The sequence below is a fragment of the Mesorhizobium sp. LMG17149 genome (assembly GCF_024518695.1).
In the GTDB taxonomy this organism is placed as follows: Bacteria; Pseudomonadota; Alphaproteobacteria; order Rhizobiales; family Rhizobiaceae; genus Mesorhizobium.
On record NZ_JANIFL010000003.1, the window covers coordinates 350,813 to 372,485 of the forward strand.

The 21,673-nt window shown below is 64.0% G+C and carries 17 protein-coding genes; 8 read left to right on the forward strand and 9 right to left on the reverse strand.

The annotated features are described in order from the left end of the window. Positions 1 to 20: 20 nt before the first annotated feature. Together NP945_RS07875 and NP945_RS07880 are read right to left on the reverse strand one after the other, a co-directional pair. A complete protein-coding gene (locus NP945_RS07875; protein WP_256746020.1) occupies positions 21 to 1,367 on the reverse strand; it encodes an O-antigen ligase in 1,347 nt (448 codons plus the stop codon). Then, positions 1,336 to 2,334, reverse strand: a complete 999-nt coding sequence (locus tag NP945_RS07880) for a glycosyltransferase family 2 protein (protein ID WP_256746021.1) — start codon at positions 2,332 to 2,334, stop codon at positions 1,336 to 1,338. Before NP945_RS07880 ends, NP945_RS07875 begins: the two co-directional genes overlap by 32 nt. A 172-nt stretch (positions 2,335 to 2,506) precedes the next feature. On the opposite strand from NP945_RS07880, the gene NP945_RS07885 reads away from it, so the two are divergent. The 3 genes from NP945_RS07885 to NP945_RS07895 are packed head-to-tail and all read left to right on the forward strand — an operon-like array spanning position 2,507 to position 5,390. Beyond that, the gene (locus NP945_RS07885; RefSeq protein WP_256746022.1) at positions 2,507 to 3,679 is read left to right on the forward strand and encodes a glycosyltransferase family 4 protein; all 1,173 of its coding nucleotides are present in this window, start codon (positions 2,507 to 2,509) and stop codon (positions 3,677 to 3,679) included. Next, entirely contained in the window at positions 3,676 to 4,470 is a 795-nt protein-coding gene (locus tag NP945_RS07890; protein WP_256746023.1) for a WecB/TagA/CpsF family glycosyltransferase, read from the forward strand. The genes NP945_RS07885 and NP945_RS07890 overlap by 4 nt, the downstream gene beginning before the upstream one ends. Beyond that, on the forward strand, positions 4,467 to 5,390 hold the full coding sequence (locus tag NP945_RS07895) for a DUF6492 family protein (protein ID WP_256746024.1): 924 nt from the start codon (positions 4,467 to 4,469) through the stop codon (positions 5,388 to 5,390). The genes NP945_RS07890 and NP945_RS07895 overlap by 4 nt, the downstream gene beginning before the upstream one ends. Here the strand turns inward: NP945_RS07895 and NP945_RS07900 are convergent. Next, positions 5,387 to 6,682, reverse strand: a complete 1,296-nt coding sequence (locus tag NP945_RS07900; RefSeq protein WP_127272343.1) for a lipopolysaccharide biosynthesis protein — start codon at positions 6,680 to 6,682, stop codon at positions 5,387 to 5,389. The genes NP945_RS07895 and NP945_RS07900 overlap by 4 nt on opposite strands. A 199-nt stretch (positions 6,683 to 6,881) precedes the next feature. Between NP945_RS07900 and NP945_RS07905 the strand changes: the two genes are divergently transcribed. From NP945_RS07905 to NP945_RS07920, 4 genes are all read left to right on the forward strand, one after another. Beyond that, a complete protein-coding gene (locus NP945_RS07905; protein WP_256746025.1) occupies positions 6,882 to 9,422 on the forward strand; it encodes a Wzz/FepE/Etk N-terminal domain-containing protein in 2,541 nt (846 codons plus the stop codon). Positions 9,423 to 9,602: 180 nt separating this feature from the next. Next, positions 9,603 to 10,502, forward strand: a complete 900-nt coding sequence (gene folD / locus NP945_RS07910; RefSeq protein WP_127269251.1) for a bifunctional methylenetetrahydrofolate dehydrogenase/methenyltetrahydrofolate cyclohydrolase FolD — start codon at positions 9,603 to 9,605, stop codon at positions 10,500 to 10,502. A 20-nt stretch (positions 10,503 to 10,522) separates the two neighbouring features. Beyond that, complete coding sequence (locus NP945_RS07915; RefSeq protein ID WP_164748958.1) at positions 10,523 to 11,521, forward strand: GlxA family transcriptional regulator; 999 nt, start codon at positions 10,523 to 10,525, stop codon at positions 11,519 to 11,521. Between the two features lie 375 nt (positions 11,522 to 11,896). After that, positions 11,897 to 13,567, forward strand: coding sequence for a VWA domain-containing protein (locus NP945_RS07920; protein WP_256746026.1), 1,671 nt, complete (start codon positions 11,897 to 11,899; stop codon positions 13,565 to 13,567). 68 nt (positions 13,568 to 13,635) lie between these two features. Here NP945_RS07920 and edd read toward each other — a convergent pair whose 3' ends face one another. The 3 genes from edd to zwf form a co-directional block, all read right to left on the reverse strand. Further along, positions 13,636 to 15,459, reverse strand: coding sequence for a phosphogluconate dehydratase (edd, locus tag NP945_RS07925; protein ID WP_256746027.1), 1,824 nt, complete (start codon positions 15,457 to 15,459; stop codon positions 13,636 to 13,638). 74 nt (positions 15,460 to 15,533) lie between these two features. Continuing rightward, entirely contained in the window at positions 15,534 to 16,250 is a 717-nt protein-coding gene (gene pgl, locus NP945_RS07930) for a 6-phosphogluconolactonase (RefSeq protein ID WP_256746028.1), read from the reverse strand. Continuing rightward, positions 16,232 to 17,701 (reverse strand): glucose-6-phosphate dehydrogenase, encoded by a 1,470-nt coding sequence (gene zwf, locus NP945_RS07935; RefSeq protein WP_127320684.1) that lies wholly within the window; start codon positions 17,699 to 17,701, stop codon positions 16,232 to 16,234. The genes pgl and zwf overlap by 19 nt, the downstream gene beginning before the upstream one ends. Positions 17,702 to 18,015: 314 nt before the next feature. Here zwf and NP945_RS07940 point away from each other — a divergent pair, with 314 nt between their 5' ends. Beyond that, on the forward strand, positions 18,016 to 18,762 hold the full coding sequence (locus NP945_RS07940) for an SDR family oxidoreductase (RefSeq protein ID WP_256746029.1): 747 nt from the start codon (positions 18,016 to 18,018) through the stop codon (positions 18,760 to 18,762). A gap of 12 nt (positions 18,763 to 18,774) precedes the next feature. Here NP945_RS07940 and NP945_RS07945 read toward each other — a convergent pair whose 3' ends face one another. The 3 genes from NP945_RS07945 to NP945_RS07955 all read right to left on the reverse strand — a co-directional run bounded on the left by NP945_RS07945 (position 18,775) and on the right by NP945_RS07955 (position 21,605). Then, positions 18,775 to 19,599, reverse strand: coding sequence for an SH3 domain-containing protein (locus tag NP945_RS07945; protein WP_127320682.1), 825 nt, complete (start codon positions 19,597 to 19,599; stop codon positions 18,775 to 18,777). 262 nt (positions 19,600 to 19,861) lie between these two features. Then, positions 19,862 to 21,148, reverse strand: a complete 1,287-nt coding sequence (locus NP945_RS07950; RefSeq protein ID WP_256746030.1) for an FAD-binding oxidoreductase — start codon at positions 21,146 to 21,148, stop codon at positions 19,862 to 19,864. An 88-nt stretch (positions 21,149 to 21,236) separates the two neighbouring features. Beyond that, positions 21,237 to 21,605, reverse strand: coding sequence for a four helix bundle protein (locus tag NP945_RS07955; RefSeq protein ID WP_013530241.1), 369 nt, complete (start codon positions 21,603 to 21,605; stop codon positions 21,237 to 21,239). Between the last annotated feature and the right edge of the window lie 68 nt (positions 21,606 to 21,673).

Consider the following 21,673-nt stretch of genomic DNA (forward strand, 5'->3'; position numbering starts at 1 on the left):
CTTCCCCGGGGAAGCCCCCGTCAGGAGGAACGGAAAGATCGCGAGCCGCGATCGGGATCGCGCACTGCCATCGGCCGCAGCGAGACTTGCCTGAGGCCAAATACGCCGAGCACGAAGAACAGCCAGACCGGGTCGCCGCGATGGAAGAAGAAGCTTTCGAGAAAAGCGTTCAGCGCCGTGAACAGCACCACCATCATGAAGAAGTCACCGAGAAAAATGTTTTCCCTGCGCAACGGAATGCGCATGTAGTCGCGCAGCGGCGCGATGAGGAAAGTGTAGACCGCCACGCAGAGTGCCGGAATGCCCATCAGCACGGCGATGTCGAGGTAGCCGTCATGGCCGTGCACGATGGTCCGGATGTCCCACGGCCGGTCGAAGGGCTGGTCCTGGTTGAGCAGCAAGGGCGTGCCCCAGAAGCTCTCATAGCCGTAACCGGTCCATGGCTTCTTCGCGAGCATGCTGCCGGCGAACTCCCACAGCGTCGTGCGGCCCGTATAGGTCATGTCTGGGAAATAGATCGCCGCGAGATGTTTTATCGGCGGCAGGAATACGATGCCCAGCGTGCCGACCGCTGTCGCGACGATCGCCAGCGCAAACAGGATCGGCGTGCCGAGCCGCATGCCGATCAGGCTCGGGAACATGACGATCAGGATCGAGAACGGCACCAGGCCGGCTGTCGTCTTGGAGCCGGTGTGCAGCATGAAGATCATCGCAGCGAAGAAGATCCCGGCACCCCAGTAGCGCTGTCCGCGCCGGTAGAGATAGAGGCCCGCGAAGCTGAGGCAGGCCATGATCGGCCCGGCGATGTTCTTGTGGGTGAACACGCCGCGCCACAGGCCGGCATGCTCAGGCTCCTGCGAGTCGGCGGTGTGCATCGCCTCGTGCGGAAAAACGATGAGCCCGAGATAGGAAAGGCCCATGACCACGACGGTGGTGAAGATGATCACCTTCGAGAAGGCTTCGGCGTCGCGAGGCAGCACCAGGATCGTCGCCATCGTCAGGATGCCGATCAGGGTGAAGGAGGCGGCGCGCATGGCCGAAGGCGGATCGGTCGACAGGATCACCGAGAGGAAAAAGAAGCCCAGCATCAGCATCCAGGACGGGCTGAGCAGCGAGCGCACCACACGCGGATCGGCAAAGGCCATCAGCGAGAAGATCGACATGGCGCCGAGCGAACCGAAGCCAAGCTGGTTGACGATGTCGCCGCCTTGACCGGCGAGTTCTGCGCCGCCCGGCTGGAACGGCCGGAAGGACACCATGATGACGGTGAACAGCAGCGCGGCAATGGCGGTCGCCACGCCTTCGCGCGTGAACGCGGCGCTGAGCGGCGCGCGCTCAGTTTTTCTCAGGCTGGCGATATTGCTCATTGGCATATCCGAATTCGGCCAGCACGCGGCCCAGCGCCACATGGACAGGGTAGATGGCGATATCAGGCGATCCGGTCCGCGCCAGCCGGATCAGGCCGCGAAACGGCGAGGCGGCAAGCAGCGCCAGGCTCTTCAGCAACACCTTGGCGCCGGCCAGCGGTGTGCCGGCGCGCTTCTTCTTTTCGACCAGTGTCGAGATGACACCGTTGCGCAGGCTGCGGGCCCGGATCCAGTCGGCTTCGATACGCCGGGCCGGGACGGTTTCATGCACCTTGGCCTCGGCGCACCAGCCCAGCACAAAGCCCTTTTGCGCCGACCGGCTGAGAAAGTCGGAATCGCCGCCGCCCATGAAGTTGAATCTGAGATCGAGAAAGGGTGGACCCATGGCGATCAGCACGTTGCGCCCGACCAGAAGATTGCCGGACGAATAGAGCGCCGGCACCCGCTTGGTCTCCCGGTAGGGCGGCGCGAACACCGGATGCTCGGCCCATCGCGCATGGGCGGGGTCGGCAAACACCGGCACCTGCGGGCCGCCGACAATATCGGCACTGAGCGTTTCGGCAGCCCGGCACATCCGTTCCAGCCACTGCGGATCGGCGATCTCGTCATCGTCGATGACCAGCAGATGCCTGAAGTTCGGGAATTGCAGGATGGCCGTCTGCCAGCCGGCATTGTAGGCGCTGCAATTGCCGCGCTCATGCGCGATGATGATCAGGCCTGGCATCTCGCCGCGCTCGAACAGCGGCAGCGCTGCCTTGGCGCCGGCCTGCGCCTCGGCTTCGTTCTCCACCACGATGACGGCAAAGCGCCTGCCGGTTTGCTGCGCGCGCAGCGACGCCAGCGTTTCCAGCACCTGCTCGGGACGCTTGAAGGTCGGCAAGGTGACGACGGCTTCGACGGCCTCGACATCAAGTCGCGGCGTGCGTCCCGCGACCGATACCGAACCGTCCGATGGCAAAGGGATCATCCGTGTCCAGCCACATGGTGAGTTGGGCTCTGGTAGCACCGCGGTTGATAAGGTTTCGTTAATCACCTTGCACGGAGAACGCCTGCAAGCAGAGGCTTTCGGCCGTCGAATGTGCTCGCTTAATCAAGGGTTCACCGCGCTTTGCTACCGGCTACACCACTGGATAGGTGAGATGCATCTACTGTTCGCCACATCGATCGTGCCCGACGGTGCTCTCGCCTCGGGCTACGAGATCGCAAACGCTGCGATCATCGCCGCCCTGCGGCGCGCTGGCGTGCGCGTAACCGTCATTGGTTTCACCTGGCCGGGGAAACCCGCGGCCGACCCCGAAAACACCGTGGTGCTGGGTGCCATCGACGTGCGCACGGACAATGCCTCCGCGCGGCAGAAGCTGGCCTGGGTCGGCAAGGCGCTGCTTTCGGGCCTCACCTTCGCCTCGGTCAAGCTGCGCGCCGTGTCCGACAGCGATGTTCTCGCTGCCATCGAGCAAGCTGGACCGGTTGACGGCTACGTGCTGAATTCCGTGCAGTTCGCCGGCGCCTTCGAAAAGCTGTTCACCGAGCGGCCTTCGATCTTCGTTGCCCACAATGTCGAGCATCTTTCGGCGCGGGAGAACGCCGCTGCCGCCGGCAGCCTCTTCCAGCGCCTGCTGTTTCGCCGCGAGGCAAGGCTGCTCAAGGCCGTCGAAGAGCGTCTCTGCCGCCGGGCGCGCTTCGTCTTCACCCTGGCCGAGGAAGACCGCGCCGCACTCGGTGTCGCCTCCGACAACCGCTCGGCGGTGCTGCCGCTGGTGACCGGTGCCCAGGCGCCAACCCTGAAAGGCCCTCGCCGCATCGACTGCGACGCCGCCCTGATCGGCACCTGGACCTGGCAGCCGAACCGCATCGGCCTCGACTGGTTCCTGGACAAGGTGGTGCCGCATCTGCGGCCCGATTTCCGCATCCGCATCGCAGGCCACATGCCTTCGGGCGTCGCCTCGAAGCATCCGGGTGTCGAACTTGTCGGCCGCGTGCCCGACGCGCAGGCTTTCGTGCGCGGTGCTGCCGTCATTCCGCTGATCAGCACCGCGGGCAGCGGCGTCCAGTTGAAGACCATCGAAACGTTCGAACTCGGCCTGCCTTCGGTCGCCACCAGCCGTTCGCTACGCGGCATCGACCACCGTCCGGCCAACTGCGTCGTCACCGACGATCCCGTCGCCTTCGCCAGGGCTCTCGAGGCTGCGGCGGCCGATATCCGCGATGTTGACGGCAGCGCGTTCCGGGGCTCGCAGGTCAAGGCGCTCGACGCTGCCATCCGGCTCGGCCTTGAAAAGCTCGCACCCGTCAGGCAGGAGGCGTTTGCATGAACATGCATTCCGCCCGCGCCGCGTTCGGGCTCGACAAGCTGAAGATGATCCTTGGCATCCCGGTGGTTGCGGTCCGCTGGAACGATGCCATCGCCCTGCTGAACCGGTTGATTGCCGAGCGGCGCTTCACCAAGGTCAGTTTCCTCAACGCCCACAACGCCAACATCGCCTATACCGACCCGGTGTTCGCCGGGGCACTCGATGATTTCCTCATCCTGCCCGACGGCATCGGTATCGATCTGGCGGCGAGACTCCTCTACGGGGCGCCGTTTCCCGACAATCTGAACGGTACCGATTTCGTCCCGGCCTTCCTGCAGGCCTCGACGACGCCGCTGACCGTCGGCCTGCTCGGCGCGACGCGCGTCAATGCCGAAGCGGCGTCGGTCAAGCTGGCGGCACTGGCCGTGCAGCACCGGTTCGTGGTGATCCATGACGGCTACTTCCCCGCTTCGCAGGAGCAGGAAATCGTCGACCGGATTGCCGCGCTTCGGCCCGACGTGCTGCTCGTCGCCATGGGCGTGCCGCGCCAGGAATTGTGGATCGAACGCCATATCGACGCGCGCCACTGCACGCTGCCGATCGCCGTCGGCGCATTGCTTGATTTCCTGAGCGGCGCGGTGCCCCGCGCGCCCTTGTGGATGCGCCGGCTGCGGCTCGAATGGCTGTTCCGGTTGGCTGTCGAGCCGGGCCGCCTGTGGCGCCGCTATGTGGTCGGCAACCCGCTGTTCCTGCTGCGCGTCGTCAGGCAGAAATTCTCGCTTGCGCCCGAAGCCGCGGGAGATACCAAATGAACAGCAGGTTCGTGCCAGGCGCTGCTGTCGAGCCAAGCCCGCTGCGGCAGACACCCACGGTGGCAATCGTGACGGCAAGCTACGCGCCCGACTTCGAGCGCTGCCGCCTGCTGTGCGAGACACTTGATCGCCATGTCTCCGGCGCGGCGCACCATTACATCCTGGTCGAGCATCGCGATGTCAGGCTGTTTCGCCAATTGGAAACCGGCCGCCGCACGGTCGTCGACGAGCGTGAATTGCTGCCGCGCTGGCTGCACGCCTTCGACGATCCGCTCAGCCTGTTTCGCCGGCGCGTCTGGCTCAGCCTGAAGACCCAGCCCCTGCGCGGCTGGCATGTGCAGCAATTGCGCCGCATCGCCATCTCGGCGCATGCATCTCAAGATGTGCTGATCTTCTGCGATTCGGACGTCGCTTTCTTGAAACCTTTCGACTGCGGCGCCTTCTGGCGCGACGGCAAGGTGCGCCTGTTCCGCCGTGACGGTGTGCTGGCGGACGAAGGTCATGAGGAGCATCGCATCTGGTCGCGCAATGCGGGATCGGCACTCGGCATCGAGCCGTCCCAGGCGTCGATCCATGACTATATCTCGACGCTGATCGCCTGGCGGCGCGACACCGTGCTGGCCATGTGCGGCGAGATCGAGAAGGTCCATGGTCGCAACTGGGTCGAGGTCGTCGGCTCGGCGCGCAAATTCTCCGAATGCATGATCTACGGCCGCTATGTCGACGATTTGCTACAGGGTGCCGGCCACTTCCACGGTTCGGAGGAGTTCTGCCGGGTGCACTGGACCGGCGAGGCGCTGTCGGACGACGAGTTCCGCCGCTTCGTTGCCGCCATGGCGCCGGAGCAGGTGGCGATCGGCATGCAATCCTTCATCGGCACCGATATCGGCCGCATCCGCCGTTTGATCGGGCTGGATTAGATGGGCTTTGCCGGTTTACGCATCGCCGAATAGGTGAGCAGCGTCGAGGCGAGATACAAAAGCAGGAAGACGACATTGAGCGACAGCACCAGGTTCGGCGTGTCGAGGATGGTCGTCAGCACATAGGTCAAAAGCAGCGCCTTCAGTGCGGCGAGCAGACCGAGATTGAGCGCCCGCACCAGCGTCTGGCCGCGCGCGAACAAAAGCTCGGCCTGATATTCGACCAGATTGCGCAAGCCAGGCACGCAGATCGCCAGCACCACCAGCGGCGCGGCCTCGGCGACATTCTTGCCGAGCGCATTGGGGAAGAAATGCAGCACGATGCCAAGCGTCAGCAGCGCTGCCGTGGAGACCGCGAACACACCGCCTTCGATGCCGCTCTTGACCGCCAGCCGTGACAACAGTTCCGGTGCGCGCATCATGCGCTGCACCAGCATCATCGAGAAGGTGCGGATCGGAATGGCGGTCAGGTCTACCAGCCGCATAATGATGGCGTAGATGCCAGCCAGATGCGGGCCGCCGATCGCCAGCACCAGCAGCTTGTCGAACTCCATCTGCAGGTAGAACAGCACTTCGGCGCCGGCCACGTAGACAGAATCGGCCAATCGCCTGAGATAGAGCTCGATGCGCAGCCGCAACCGCTGGCGGGGGTAGAAGAAGCCGAAGGCAATCAGCAGCGAGGCGGCATTGGCGCCGATATAGAACCACGACCATATCCAGACACTGTGATGCGCAGAGAACATGAACAGCACCGCGCCAAGCGCCCGCAACGCGGTCGCCAGGATAGCCAGCAGCGCGGCGCGGCCGAATTTGCCCAGCCCATTGTTGACGATCAGCGCCACCTCGACCGGCCGCCACAGCAGCGCTTCGGCAAAGACGATTGCCGCAAACACCGACAGCGGCACGGTGTCGGCGAAGAAAAGCAGGTAGACGCCGAACGAGGCCGCGGCCAGCAACGGCAGCGACAGCACGCCGAGCAGCAGGAAGCCGGCGGAAAAGGTGCCGATCAGATTGGGGCGGATGGTGGCGGTGCGGTAGAGCGCCGAGATGAACCCGAAGGCGAGGATGCGCGACAGCATGACACCGGCCGCCGAAGCGGTGGCGAACATGCCGAATTCGGAAATGGACAGCGTGTTGGCCAGCGCGATGAAATAGGCCAGCGAAAACACCAGTCGCCCGCCGGCGCCGCTGATCGCCGAGAAATAGTCGCGAAGCAGCCCCCGTCGTTCGGCCAAAAAGCTGCCGATCCGGGCGAGGGGCCGCCTTTGCGGTATGTCACTGGCCTGCGTCATGTCTCAAGGAGAGCCTAGGCGGGAAAACTTAACGTGCCGTTCTGGAGGCTTAAGCCTGTGTCGAAAATAGATACAACCGAAGCGAGAAACCGACGCTTCGGTGCGGGAAAATTAACCTTTTGTTTTCCATGCCTGTTTAGCGTGGCTTAACGAATGGCCAAGCGCCGTTTGCAGGTCGCCAAAGGTAAAGTTCCAGACGATGGTCGACAGGGAAAACCGCGAGGACTGGAAGCGCGAGCGCTCATTGCTGGCGCTTGGCCAGGCTGTGCGCGGCGACGAACCCGACGCGTCCCTGGTCTCGATAGGCGACCGGGCAGACCCGTCATGGCGCGAGGATGCCGCCACCCGTCATCGCCTCGCCCGTTCGCAGCGCGAGGCGCGCAACCCGAAACTGTCGGATCCGGCCGCGACCGACGGGGATCATGAGCAAGCTTACCGCGCGCAAACCACGCCACGGACACAGTCTGGTGCCGCCGAAACCGCTGGCGCCCGTCGCGCCGATCGTGCATCGGAACCTTACGCTGCAGGCGACGCGTCGGTATCCCGAAACGACGGCACGGACAGTCAGCAGTGGAAGCCGCTGATCGATCCGATGCAGGTCGTGCGTGGTGTCGGCAAGTCGAAGCTGCTGATCGTGACGACGACACTACTGGGCGCTGCGCTCGGCGTCACCATCGCGCTGTCGACGCCGAAGAAATATGAAGCCACCACCGAACTGATCGTCGACCCGCGCGACCTGAAGCTCACCGACCGCGATCTCACCCAGTCGGTCGTCGCTTCCGACGCCACGCTGGCCATCGTCGAGAACCAGGTTCGGGTGCTGACCTCAGGCACCGTTCTCAACAAGGTCGTCGACAAGCTCAATCTGGTCAACGACCCCGAATTCAATGGGCAAGGCGGCGGCGGCCTTAGCGTCATGTCGCTCATCCGCTCCGTCCTGTCGCGCAATGACGGGCCGGGGGGTGTCGACGACACCCGCCGCCGTGCACTTGCTGTCGGCAATCTGGCCGAGAGCCTTTCGGTCGAGCGCGGCGGCAAGACCTTCGTCATCACCGTCAGCGCCACCACGCAGAATGGCGAGAAATCGGCCCTCATCGCCAACACGATGACGGATGTCTTCCTGCAGACCTTCGGCCAGATACAGTCGGACACGGCAGGCCGCGCCACCGACGAACTGACGGCCAGGCTTGACGAGTTGCGCAAAGGGGTCGAGGCGGCCGAGCGCAAGGTCGAGGATTTCAGGGCTACCCATGATCTCGTCGATGCGCAGGGCCACCTCATCAGCGATGACGAAATGCTGAAACTCAACGAGCAGCTGTCGGTTGCCCGCGCCCGCACGCTGGAGCTGAATGCCCGGGCGGCCTCGGCGCGTTCGGTCGACGTCAATTCGGTTCTCACCGGTACCTTGCCGGAGGAGATCAACTCCAACTCGATGAGCGATCTGCGTTCGCAATATGCATCGCTCAAGCAGGAGGCTGACCGCGCTGCCATTCGGTTCGGCCCGCGTCATCCCGAACTCCAGGCGCTCAATGCCCAGCTTGCCGGCGCACGCGACCGCATCGCCTCGGAGCTGCGCCGCATCGGCTCGTCGCTGCAGGTCGACCTCAAGCGCGCGGTCCAGCTCGAACAGGATCTTGCCTCTCGCCTGGCGCAGCTGAAGGTCCGCAGCGGTGACGTCAACAGCGACCTTGTGTCGATGCGCGAACTGGAGCGCGAGGCGACCGCCAAGCGTTCCGTCTACGAACAGTATCTGCTGCGCGCCAAGGAGACCGGCGAGCAGAAGGACATCAACACAGCCAACATCAATGTGATCTCGAAGGCCTTCGCGCCGCTCGAGCCGAACGGGCCGTCGCGGGTCGTGGTCGCGCTCGCCGGCCTGTTGCTGGGTTTCGCCTCCGGCATTGGCCTCGGAGCCATGCGTGGCGCCTATGAGAGCCTGCGTGACACTGCCAATTCGCGCTCGCGTCGCGACCATGGCACGGACGAACACCGGACGCCTTACGAAGACAAGGCATATCGGTCAGCGCCGCCGCCGGCGCCGCCACAACCACCAGCGCCGCAGCCATCGACACCCCCGCCTGCATCACCACCGCCTGGCGCGCCATCGCCTGTCCAGCAAGCCGAGGTCTCGCCGGCCGAAGGTTCCGGCCGGATCGGTGCCTTGCTGTCGAGGCTGCACAAGTCCGTCTCACGCAGGCCGTCCCGGGAGGAGCCGTTCGATACCGTTGAATGGGCCTCTGCCGAAAACGCGAAGCCGATGCAGGATCCGCAATACTCCGCTTACCCCCAGTCGGCGCCGGCCTTCGAGCCTCGGCAGGCGGCCGCGGCAGCATACCCGTCGCGGCCTTTCCAGCCCGGCGGCCATCCGCAGCAGACGGCGCAGCCGCCACTGCCGCCTCCCATGGTGCAGCAGCGGCCATATTCCGGGCCGCAGCTCTATCCCTACGCGCAGCCATTGGGCTACGCACAGCCGCCGGCCTATCCCTATCCGCAATCGATGCCGGCCGCCAATGCCGGGCTGCAGCCCGATCCGGCTCAGCCTGCTTCCGAGTCCTATCCACAGCCGTCCCTCCCGCAGCAGCAGGCGCCTCAGCCTCATCAGCGATCGGCGGAGCCGTCGCGGGCCGCGGAGGATGCCGAGCAGCAAGCGCCAATCGAGGAAATCCGCGCCAGCCTGCGCGAATTCCGCGAAGCGGTTCGCGAACTGACCGAGAGCCGCGTGCGGCGTCGCTACTTCTGAGCTACAAAAATCTGCGCTGTGCCGTACAAAAACATGCCGGTTTCGCGTAAACGGCATGGGACGGCGCTTTGGCGGGATTGCATGTTGGAATTTTCGTGAAAATGCCACGCTGTGAAAGATCGAAAAGCGCGTCGCTTCCGCAAGCGACGCGCTTGGGCATTCTGGTGTTGAGGGTAGTCCATGGCCGAAGTGATTGATGGCAAGAGCGTTGCCGGCGACGTTGTGGGGTCGGTCAAGACCCTGACGGCTGAGCTTGTCGCCAAGGGCCAGGCCAAGCCGGGTCTTGCCGTGGTTATCGTCGGCGAGGACCCGGCCAGCCAGGTCTATGTCGCGTCCAAGTCGCGCACCGCCAAGGAATGCGGCTTTCATTCCGTCCAGCACACGCTGCCGGCCGAAACCTCGGAACCGGCGTTGCTGAAGATCATCGGCGATCTCAACGCCGATCCGGCCATCAACGGCATCCTCGTGCAGCTTCCGCTGCCGGCCCATATCGACGCCGGCAAGATCATCCAGACCATCGCGCCGGAAAAGGATGTCGACGGCTTCCATTTCATCAATGTCGGCAAGCTCGGCACCGGTGAACTCGAGACAGCCTTCGTGCCTTGCACGCCGGCCGGCTCTATGCTTCTGATCGAGCGGGTGCGCGGCAAGGATCTGTCCGGCCTCAACGCCGTCGTCGTCGGCCGCTCCAACATCGTCGGCAAGCCGATGGCCAACCTGCTGCTTGCCGCCAACTGCACCGTCACCATCGCCCACAGCCGCACCAGGGATCTGCCCGCCTTGGCCCGCACCGCCGATATCCTTGTCGCGGCCGTCGGCAGGCCGGAGATGATCAGGGGTGATTGGGTGAAGCCCGGCGCCACCGTCATCGATGTCGGCATCAACCGCATTCCGGCGCCGGAAAAAGGCGAGGGCAAGTCCCGCCTCGTCGGCGATGTCGCCTATGCCGAAGCGGCTAAGGCCGCCGGCGCCATCACGCCGGTTCCCGGCGGTGTCGGGCCGATGACCATTGCCATGCTGATGGCCAATACGTTAGCCTCGGCCTACCTAGCGGCCGGATTGAAACGGCCGTCCTTCTGACCCGCCAGAAAGCCGCAGCTTTGCCGAACCCCAGTGTTCCCTCAGAACGGCCGGTCATCACGGACCCCGTTCAAGGCGGGCGGCAGTTCGCATTCCTGCTGGTAGACAAGTTCTCCATGTTCTCGCTGGCTGCCGCGATCGATACGTTCCGCTCGGCGAACCGGTTGCTTGGCCGCGACTTCTACGGCTGGACGACGGTGTCGGCCGATGGCGATCCGGTGATGGCTTCCAATGGCCTGCCGCTCAAGATCGACTACGCCGTTGCCGACCTGCCGCCGGTCGATATCCTTTTCGTCTCGGTCGGGCTGACGACGGAATTTCCCGGCAAGAGCAAGGTGCTGGCGGCACTGCGCAGCTGGGGCCGGCGCGGCAATGCGCTGGGTGCCCTGTCGGTCGGCTCCTACCTGCTGGCCGAGGCCGGCCAGCTCGAAGGCTATCGCTGCACCATCCATTGGGAAAACCGCGCCGGCTTCGTCGAACGCTTCCCCGACATCAACTGCACCGGCAACGTCTTCGAGATCGATCGCAAGCGCTACACCTGCGCCGGCGGCACCACTTCGATCGACCTGATGCTGGAGATCGTGCGCGGCGATTTCGGCTCGAACCTCGCCAATGGCGTCGCCAACCAGTTCCAGCACGAACGCATCCGCTCGGCCGGCGACCGCCAGCGCGTCGGCCCGGAACGCGACCTGACCGGCAAGTCGGAGAAGCTCAGACGCATCGTCGAACTGATGGCCGACCATCTCGACGAGCCGCTGTCGGCAGTGCAGCTGGCCAAATCCGCCGGCCTTTCGGTGCGCCAGGTCGAGCGCCTGTTCTTGCGCCACCTCAGCGTCACGCCTGGCCGTTATTACATGCGGCTGCGGCTGGAGCGGGCGCGCGAACTGCTGCGCCAGACCAACATGCCGATCCTCGATGTGGCGATAGCGACCGGCTTCACCTCGCATTCCTACTTCGCCCAAAGCTACCGGCTGCAATTCGGCAGGCCGCCCTCGGAAGAGCGCCGCACGACCTACTGAATTCCGCTTCCGCTGAAAAGTTCGGCATTCGGCCCGGCGCATCGGGCCAGGGTAGCGAATTCGGGTAACGGGTTCTTTCGGAGCCTTGGCCGCGCGTAGGCTGACGGGTGCATCAAACGAAAAACCCGCCTGAGCGGCGGGTCACCGGCGCAAATCAGCACCATGGGCAAAAATGTACCATAGCTGAGTGCATCCAGTCAAGAAAAAATTCCTATCATGGAAAGCCTTCGGCACTGCCGACACCCCGAACTGGCTGTCGTCACGACTTTTGTTAAGCTGGGTTCGGGCCCTACGCACCTGGCTGCCCGGACTTGTGTCCCGGCGCCGCGTCAAATAGCTTGCCGCCCGGATCAGGGGCGGATTTAGGAGATTTCGATGGCGGGACTTGCACGGGGCGTCGCTGCGGCGATCCTCCTTTTGGCGATGACGACGTTCGGCTTCGCCGCAAACAAGGTCATCATCATTCTCGATGCGTCCGGCTCGATGTGGGCGCAGATCGACGGCAAGCCCAAGCTCGAAATCGCCCGAGAGTCGCTTCGAACCGTGCTTCAATCGGTCCCCACCGACGACGACATCGGCTTTATGGCCTATGGCCACCGTGAAAAGGGCAGCTGCGACGACATCCAGCTGATCGTGCCGCCGCAGGCAGGTTCGGGCAGCGCCATTTCGGCCGCTGCCGACAGCCTGAAATTCCTCGGCAAGACGCCGCTGACCGCTGCCGTCAAGCAGGCGGCCGAGGCGTTGAAATACACCGAGGACAAGGCGACCGTCGTGCTCATCACCGACGGGCTCGAAACATGCGGGGGCGACCCTTGCGCGCTTGGCAAGGAGCTCGAGGCATCCGGCGTCGACTTCACCGCCGATGTCGTCGGTTTCGGCCTGACCGCCGATGAGGGCCGGCAGATCGCCTGCCTCGCCGACAACACCGGCGGCAAATACATCCAGGCCTCCGACGAGAAGGCGTTGCAGGAGGCGCTTGCCGAGACAGTGGCGGCGCCGGCGCCGGCGCCTGCTCCTGAACCGGCTCCGGCACCTGCGCCAGCGCCCGCGCCGGAGCCGGCCAAACCGGAATTCAATTTCCTGCCGATAGCGGTGCTTGCCGAGGGCGGCGATCCCGTCACTGACGGCAACGCCTGGGAAATCTACAAGGCCAAACCCGACGGTACGCGCGGCGACTACGTCAGCACCGAATACGGCGCCTACAAGGCCAATCTGGAACCGGGCGACTATATCGTCGTGGCCAGTGACGGCCAGGCCAAGACCGAGCAGAAGGTCAAGATCGAGGCCGGCCAGGTCTACAAGCCGCTTTTCAACTTGGATGCCGGCACGCTCATCATCCACCCGCGACCGAGCGCGGGGGCGGATGTCGTCGATGGCGCGGCTGTCGTCATCGACTATCCTGGTGCTGACATGCCCGCCACCTTCTATGGGACGACGAAAGCCGTGTTGCCGGCCGGCGACCAGAAGGTGACTGTCACGATCGGGCAGGGCGTGGCTACCGAGACGATTCCGCTGGCTGCCGGCAAGACCGTGGAAAAGGACATGGTTGCCGGTGTTGGCCATGTCGTTGCCAATGCTTACTATGCTGCGGGCGGCGACAAGGCGGACGGTTCAGGCATCGGCTTCAAGGTGCTCAAGGCAAAAAAGAAGATCGATGGAACCAGGGACGAGGTGACCTATGCCTACGGACCCGACAGCAAATTCGATCTGCCGCCCGATGACTATGTGTTGATTGCGACGGTTGATCTCGCCGTCGTCGAGCAGCCGTTCACCGTCAAGGTGGGCGAATTTCAGGATCTGAAGGTCGCAATGAATGCCGGCGTGCTGGCGATCACCGCGCCCGGAGCCTCGAAGATCGAGATTTTCGAGGCCAAGAAGGACATCAACGGCAACCGCAAGTCGCTTGGCTATGCATTCGACCAGAAGTATCAGGCAGCGATCCCGGCGGGCGACTACGCCGTGGTTTCGGAGAAATCCGACAACAGTTCGAAAGAAGGCAACGTGACGGTCAAGGCCGGCGAGCGAGCCGAGCTAACCGTGCAATAGAATCGTATGCACAACCGCAAGAGGGCGGCCATGTGCCGCCCTTTTTCATGAACGACGCAGAACTGCCGTCAAGCGGTGCCGAAGGCGCTGGCGCCATGGTCGGCGCGGCCGACCAATTGCCGGAAGCCGGCAAACAGTTCGCGGCCGAAGCCGAACTCGTTGCCGATAAGATCGGCATCCGCCGTCCGGCGCAAGGCGAACTCCCCGGCCGGCACCAGGACTTCGAGTGTGCCGGCTTCGGCGTCGAGCCGGATGATGTCGCCTTCATGGATCCTGGCGATAGGACCCTCCTCGACCGCCTCCGGCGTCACATGGATCGCCGCCGGCACCTTGCCGGAGGCGCCAGACATGCGCCCGTCGGTGACCAGCGCGACGCGCTGGCCGCGATCCTGCAGGATGCCGAGCACGGTGGTCAGCTTGTGCAGTTCCGGCATGCCATTGGCCTTCGGCCCCTGGAAGCGGATGACGGCGATGAAATCACCGGTCAGCGTGCCTGCCTTGAACGCATCGTTCAGCCCTTGCTGGCTGTCGAAGACCCTGGCCGGCGCCTCGATGATACGCCGCTCCGGCTTCACCGCGGAAGTCTTGATGACGGCGTGGCCGAGATTGCCTGACAGCACCTTCAGGCCGCCGGTCGCCTGGAATGCCTTGTTGAACGGCGCCAGCACTTTTTCGTCGCCGCTTGCCTTCGGCGAGGCTTCGCGCACCACGCTGCCATCGACGCCGAGCTTTGCCTCGACCGCATAGGGCCGCAGGCCTTCGCCCCACACCGTCTGCACATCCTCATGCAGGATGCCTTCGTCGAGCAGTTCGCGGATCAGGAAGCCGAGCCCGCCGGCGGCGTGGAAATGGTTCACGTCGGCGAGGCCGTTCGGATAGACCCGCGCCAGCAGCGGCACCGCTTCCGACAGGTCGGAAATATCCTGCCAGGTGATGGCTATGCCGGCCGCCGCCGCCATGGCGATCAGGTGGATGGTGTGATTGGTCGAGCCGCCGGTGGCGTGCAGGCCGACGACGCCGTTGACGATCGAGCGCTCGTCGATCATCCGGCCGACAGGCGTATAGGCGTTGCCGAGCGCGGTGATCGCCAGCGCCCGCTTCGTCGCCTCGCGGGTCAGCGCCTCGCGCAGCGGCGTCCCGGGGTTGACGAAGGAAGCGCCCGGCGTGTGCAGGCCCATGATCTCCATGAGCATCTGGTTGGAATTCGCCGTGCCGTAGAAGGTGCAGGTCCCCGGCCCATGATAGGATTTGGACTCGGCCTCCAGCAGTTCGGCACGTCCGGCCTTGCCCTCGGCGTAGAGCTGGCGGACCTTGGCCTTCTCGTCATTGGGCAGGCCGGTCGTCATCGGTCCGGCCGGGATGAACACCGCCGGCAGATGGCCGAAGGTGAGGGCGGCTATCACCAGCCCCGGCACGATCTTGTCGCAGACGCCGAGATAGACGGCGGCGTCGAACATGTTGTGCGACAGGCCGATCGCGGCGGCCATGGCGATCACGTCGCGCGAAAACAGCGACAGCTCCATGCCGGGCTGGCCCTGGGTGACGCCGTCGCACATCGCCGGCACGCCGCCGGCCACCTGGGCAATGCCGCCGGCTTCGCGGGCCGCGCCCTTGATCAACGCGGGGAAGGTCTCGAACGGCTGATGCGCCGACAGCATGTCGTTGTAGGAGGTGATGATGCCGAGGTTCGGCACCTTGTCGGCGCCCAGCGCGAGCTTTTCCGAGGGGCTGCACACCGCAAAGCCGTGGGCGAGATTGCCGCACGACAGCACAGCCCGGTTGGCGGTGCGGTTCGATGCCTCGGCGATGCGGCCGAGATAACGCTCGCGGCCTGGCTTTGAGCGCTGGCGGATGCGTTCGGTGATGGCTTCGATGTCGCGTCTGGCGGTCATGGCGGTCGGTCCTTTCAGGCGAGGGTCCCGGAAACATCCTCCCGCCGTTTGCCGGGACCAGAGTAAATCGAGATTCAGGGGGCCCAGAAAACCTCTACGGGCTTATGCGCTGCGTCGAGCACGGCACGGATTGGCTTTCGCGGCCCGGGCGCCACCGCGCCGTCGAAGGCGATACGCTTGTCCTCACCCTCTATGTGCAGCGCGATGAAGCCGGCTTCGACGATGCGCGCCAGCGACAGGGTCAGCCGCGGCTCGCCCGCACTTGCCGCATGAACCGGCAGCACGATCCTGTCGGAAGACGGGTCGAGCAGCGTCGCCAGATCGTCGGCATCGGGAAAGAACGAGGCGGTGTGGCCGTCCGGTCCCATGCCGAGCACGACGACATCGAGCGGCCATGGCAAGGACCGGAGCGCTGCATCATCGGACGAGGCCGCATCCTCGATGCTGGTGGCTTCGTGATAGAGCGGCACGAAACGAGCCGCCTTGGCCGCGTTCTGCAACAGATTGGCGGTCACCAGCCCGGCATTGGAGCGTGGCGAGGAGGCCGGCACGAAACGCTCGTCGACCAGCGTCACGATCACCTTGTCCCAGGCGATGGGTATCGCTGAAAGGGCGGCGAAGAATCTTGCCGGCGTGGTGCCGCCGGAGACGGCGAGCAACCCCGTGCCGCGCTCGGCGATCGCCTTGGTCAGTCTGCCTGCAGCATGACCTGCAAGGGCGGCCGCCAGTTCCTGGCGCCCGGCGAAGCCGTTCCAGCTGTAGGCGGCGCTGTTCAATTGCTCTCGTGCCATGTCCGCCCGTCACGCTCGATCAGTGCTATCGAGGCCGATGGCCCCCAGGTGCCCGCCGTGTAGCCCTGCGCCTCCTGCCTGGCACTTTCCCAGGCATTCTGGATCGGGTCGATCCATTTCCACGCCGCCTCGACTTCGTCACGACGCATGAACAGGGTCTGGTTGCCACGGATGACGTCCATGATCAGCCGCTCATAGGCGTCCGGTGCGCGGCCGTCGAAGGACTGCGCAAAACTCATGTCGAGAGAGATCTGGCGCAGCCGCATGCCGCCCGGGCCCGGATCCTTGATCATGATGAACTGCTTGACGCCTTCGTCCGGCTGCAGCCGGATGACCAGCTGGTTGGCGAAGATCGGTCCGGCGCTGTCGCCGAAGATCGAATGCGGGATCGGCTTGAATTCGATGACGATTTCCGAAACCCGCGTCGCCAGCCGTTTGCCGGTGCGGAGATAGAACGGAACGCCCGACCAGCGCCAATTGCCGATCTCGGCCTTGATGGCGACGAAGGTTTCGGTGTTGCTGTCCTTGCCGAGTTCCTCGACATAGCCTTTCACCGGTCCGCCGGCCGAAGCCCCGGCGCGATACTGCCCGCGCACGGTGTGCTTTGGCGCCTCGTTGCCGTTGATGCGCTTCAGTGCCCGCAGCACCTTCAGCTTTTCGTCGCGCACGGCGTCGGCATCCATCGACGATGGCGCTTCCATGGCGACGAGGCACAGCAGCTGCAGCATATGGTTCTGCACCATGTCGCGCAGCGCGCCGGCCTTGTCGTAATAGGTGACGCGGTCTTCCAGGCCGACGGTCTCGGCCACGGTGATCTGCACATGGTCGATGTGGGCTGAATTCCACAACGGCTCGTAGAGCGCGTTGGCGAAGCGCAGCGCCATCAGGTTCTGCACCGTCTCCTTGCCGAGATAATGGTCGATGCGGAAGATCTGGCTTTCGTGGAAGTCGTCGCCGACCAGGTCGTTGAGCTTGCGTGCCGAATCGAGGTCGCGGCCGATCGGCTTTTCCAGCACGATGCGCGAGTTCGGCGTGATCAGATTGTGCTCTTTCAGCTTGTGCGAGATGTCGCCGAACAGCGCCGGCGCCACCGCCAGGTAGAAGGCTCGAATGCGGTCGCTGTCGCCGATCGCTTTCTTGAGCTTGTCGAAGCCGGCGCCGCTCGTCGCATCGGCCGAGACGTAGGATAGTCGCGCCAGGAAAGTCTTCAGTTCCTTGGCGTCGATGTCGGCCGGTTTGACGTGCTCGGAGATCGCCTGTTTGGCGAAGGCCTGGAATTCTTCGTCGCTCATTTTCGAGCGCGATGTGCCGATGATGCGTGTCGGCTCCGAAAACTGATGGTCGCGCTGGCGATAATAGAGCGACGGCAGAAGCTTGCGTTCCGACAGATCGCCGGTGCCGCCGAAAATGATGAAGTCGAAAGGCTCGACGGGGATGATCTGGCTGGTCATGGTCTGTCCGCTTTGACGCCGGTCGCTGTGACGCGGCTGATATAATCTAATCGATTTAAATTTTCCAGTGCCATGGTGTCACATCTGGGTGTATGCGCCTGCCCCTTGACAGTCCGATGACCCGGAGGCTTGTCGAAGGCGCGGCTCCGGAAGCCTTCGCAGTTGCAGCATAGAGCGGGATCGACGCGAAAGCCAAAGGAGAAATCAGCGATGGCTCCACATCTTTCGGCCAATCCAGTCAGAAGCCGTGGCTTTGCGCGGATGAGCGCCAATGACGTGCCCGTTGATCGTCACCAATAGTGAGCGGAAAAAACATGCGTCTGGAAAACAAGGTTGCGATCATCACCGGTGCTGCGTCGGGTTTTGGCGAGGGCATCGCCAGGCGCTTTGCGCAGGAGGGCGCCAGGGTCGTTGTCGCCGACCTCAACGCCAGGGGCGCGAAGCGCGTCGCCGGCGAGATCGGAGAAGCGGCGATCTGGACCCAGACGGATGTCTCGCTACGCTCCGAATTCGACGAGATGGTCTATGCCGCGAAAAGCGCCTTCGGCCGCATCGACATCATGGTCAACAATGCCGGCTACACCCATCGCAACGGCGACATGCTCAATGTCGACGAGGAGACCTTCGACCTGATAACCGCCGTCAACATGAAGGCGATCTATCACGCGGCACTTGCGGTGGTGCCGATCATGGAGCGGCAGGGCGGCGGCGTCATCCTGACCACGGCCTCCACCGCGGGTCTGCGGCCGCGCCCCGGCCTCACCTGGTACAACGCGTCGAAAGGCTGGGCGATCACCGCCACCAAGTCGATGGCGGTCGAACTGGCGCCGAAGAACATCCGCGTCAACTGCCTCTGCCCGGTTGCCGGCGAGACCGGCATGCTGGAGAAATTCATGGGCGCCGACACGCCCGAAATCCGCGAGAAGTTCCGCGCATCGATCCCGCTCGGCCGGCTTTCGACGCCGCTCGACATCGCCAACGCCGCACTCTGGCTGGCCTCGGACGAAGCCGCCTTCATCACCGGCGTGGCGCTGGAGGTCGATGGCGGCCGCTGCATCTGAAAGTGCCAGGCGTCACGCGCCGGTCTTGATGTAACTCTTGTAGATCCAGCCGGTCTTGCCGTTGTAGGTGATCTGGCACCATTGCTTGCAGCTCTTCACCTGCACCGAGGTTTTGGCTGGCACCGTACCGATGGCGGCGGCATTTTTCTTCGGGCCGCTTCGCATGGTCACGGCCCTCAAAATGCGCCCTGTTCCGGCGGCTGCGGCTTTCCTTGGCTTCGCCTTGGCCTGGCTGTCATCGCCTTCCGCCGCTGGCACTTGCGGCTGCACCGCGGGGATGGCGGCGGTTTGTGCGCCGTCGGGGTGGTTGCCCGCGGCTGCGCTGGGCGCGGCTACCTTGGCAAGTTCGGTGGCGGCATCGGTAGCGGCTGCCGGCTGTGCGAATGCCGCCGCTTGCTTGTCCGCTGCCTTGGGAGCGGTCGAATCGGACGTGGTTGCGTCCTTCGGCTGCGAACCGGTCCAGCGCGGGTCATTAGCGGCAAGTGCGGGGAGGTTGGTTTGCGCGGCCGCCACGGTAGTTGGAATTGCGTCGGACTTGCGCGCCTGCGGCACGGCTGCCGCGGCGACCGCGGCCCCAACCGGGGTTATTTTCGTCGTCTTCACCGGAACCGTTGGAATTGTCTGCTCGGGGCTCGCTGCCGCTTGCCTGTCGCTGGCCGGCAATGCCAGCCACAGCGCCACGGCGGCGACGCTAAGCAACGCGGCGGTGCCGATCGCGGCGATCACCAGATGCGAGTTCGAACGGACTTCCTGCCAGAAGGACGGCCGCATATCGTATCCGAACTGCATGGCAAAGCGCCGACGTTCCGGCGTACCGAAACTGAAGGGCTCTCTCACTCTTGCCACCTCCATAAGCGGGCCGACGTTCTCTCGGTCGGTGCCGGAAGTCCGGCGTCTGATCCGCATAGGTCCCAAAAACAACGCGGGCAGTCCCGCAACAATCCCCGAACAATCGCCCAGAACCGGCAGCTTTCGCCTGCGATTGTGGCATCAGTACGCCATTATAGGGGATTCTGCGCCTTTGCGGGAAATTGCGCAATGCGTCGCACGGGCAACAAATGTTACAATGAATATTACAATATTACATCAGGTCGGTCGGCTAGATCCTGTCCCGCAACGCAAACCAGTTGAGCGCCAGGAACAGCAGCGGCGTGCGGAAGCGCCGACCGCCGGGGAAGGGCGGGATTTTCAGATCCTCGATCAGCTTCAGCCGGTCGCGGTTGCCGGCAACGGTTTCAGCATAGAGTTTACCGAAATAGTTCGACAGCATGACGCCGTGGCCGGAATAGCCGCCGGCCGAGATCACATTGGGCATCACTTCGCGCACGAAAGGCTTTCTCGGCACAGTGATGCCGACATAGCCGCCCCACCCATGCGTGATCTCGACATCCCTGAGTGCGGGGTAGAGTTCCGCGATCTGGCGGCGGATGTGAATGTGGATATCCTTCGGATCGTTGACGCCATAAACCTCGCGTCCGCCAAACAGCAGCCGCCCGTCCTTCGATCTGCGGAAATAGCGCACGACGAAGCGCGAATCGTCGACCGCCTCGCCGCCCGGCAGCACATCTGACTCTGCCCCCAGAGGCACGGTCGCACCGATGAAGGAACCGATCGGCATGATGTGCGCCGCACTTACCGGCTCGAGCGCGCCGCCATAGGCGTTGACCGCTATCAGGCATTTTTGCGCCGTCACCGTCCCCCTCGGTGTCGAAACCTTGACCTTGCCGCCACTGGAAATGATGCCGGTCGACGGCGTCCCCTCGAACAGCTGCGCGCCTGCAAGCGCTGCCACCCGCGCCGTGCCGATCACCAGCTTCATCGGATGGATGTGCCCTGTGCCGGTATCGCGCGTGCCGCCGAAATAGGCGGTCGAGCCCAACCGCTCCGCCGTCTCCCTGGCATCCATGAACGAGATATGCGGGTAGGCAAAACGGCTCGCCATGATCTCGGCATGCGCCTTGTAGTCGTCGACATAGCGGGGCTTGTGCGCCACCGAGAGCTGGCCCGGCATATAGTCGATATCGATCTGGTTGGCGGCAGTGAATTCGAGGAGATGCGCCTTGGCCTCTTCGGCAAGATCAAACAGCGCCTTGGCGCGGGCCAAGCCATACTCGGATTCCAGGTCCTCGGCCCAGGCGCGCTGGCCGGTGCCGAGCTGCCCGCCATTGCGCCCGGAGGCGCCATCGCCGAAGCGGTACGCGTCGATCAGTACGACATTGGTGCCTGCCTTGGCCAGATGCGCCGCCGCCGACAGCCCGGTGAAGCCGCCACCAATGATGACGACATCGCATGTCCGGTCGCCATCCAGTCCGGGATATTCGGGCCTCGGTCCCGCCGTGTCCTCGTACCAGGAACGGCCGGGGGAAATTGGGGATTGGTAAGGCATGATGCTCGCAGGGAGTAGGGGAGTAGGGGAATAGGGGAATAGGGGAATAGGGGAATAGGGGAATAGGGGAATAGGGGAATAGGGGAGGCTATTCGGCTGCAAGTTTACGGATGAGAAGCCGAAGAAGCTTTCCCACACTTTCGGTACTCGCCAACAATGGGCCGGACGTCGCTTTCGGCGCGATGCCAATACGTTCAGCAATCAGAAGCTGAGTTTCCAGCTCCTTCAATGATCCTTGGGCAATACGGAGAAATTGCAGATAGGAGCCTCGAATTTCCCTGCCATACCCCTCGGCTATGTTTGCCGGCACCGACGTTGCAGAGCGCCGCACTTGGCTGGTCAGCCCATAAAGTTCTTCTTTGGGCCAGGATTTAGTAGCACCGTAGACCGCCACCGCAAGATCCATCGCCTGCTCCCAAACAAGCAAGTCCTTGTAGGACCCTGTTTTTTCGGTCATCCGTCCCTACTCCCCTACTCCCCTACTCCCCTACTCCCCTACTCCCCTACTCCCCTACTCCCCTACTC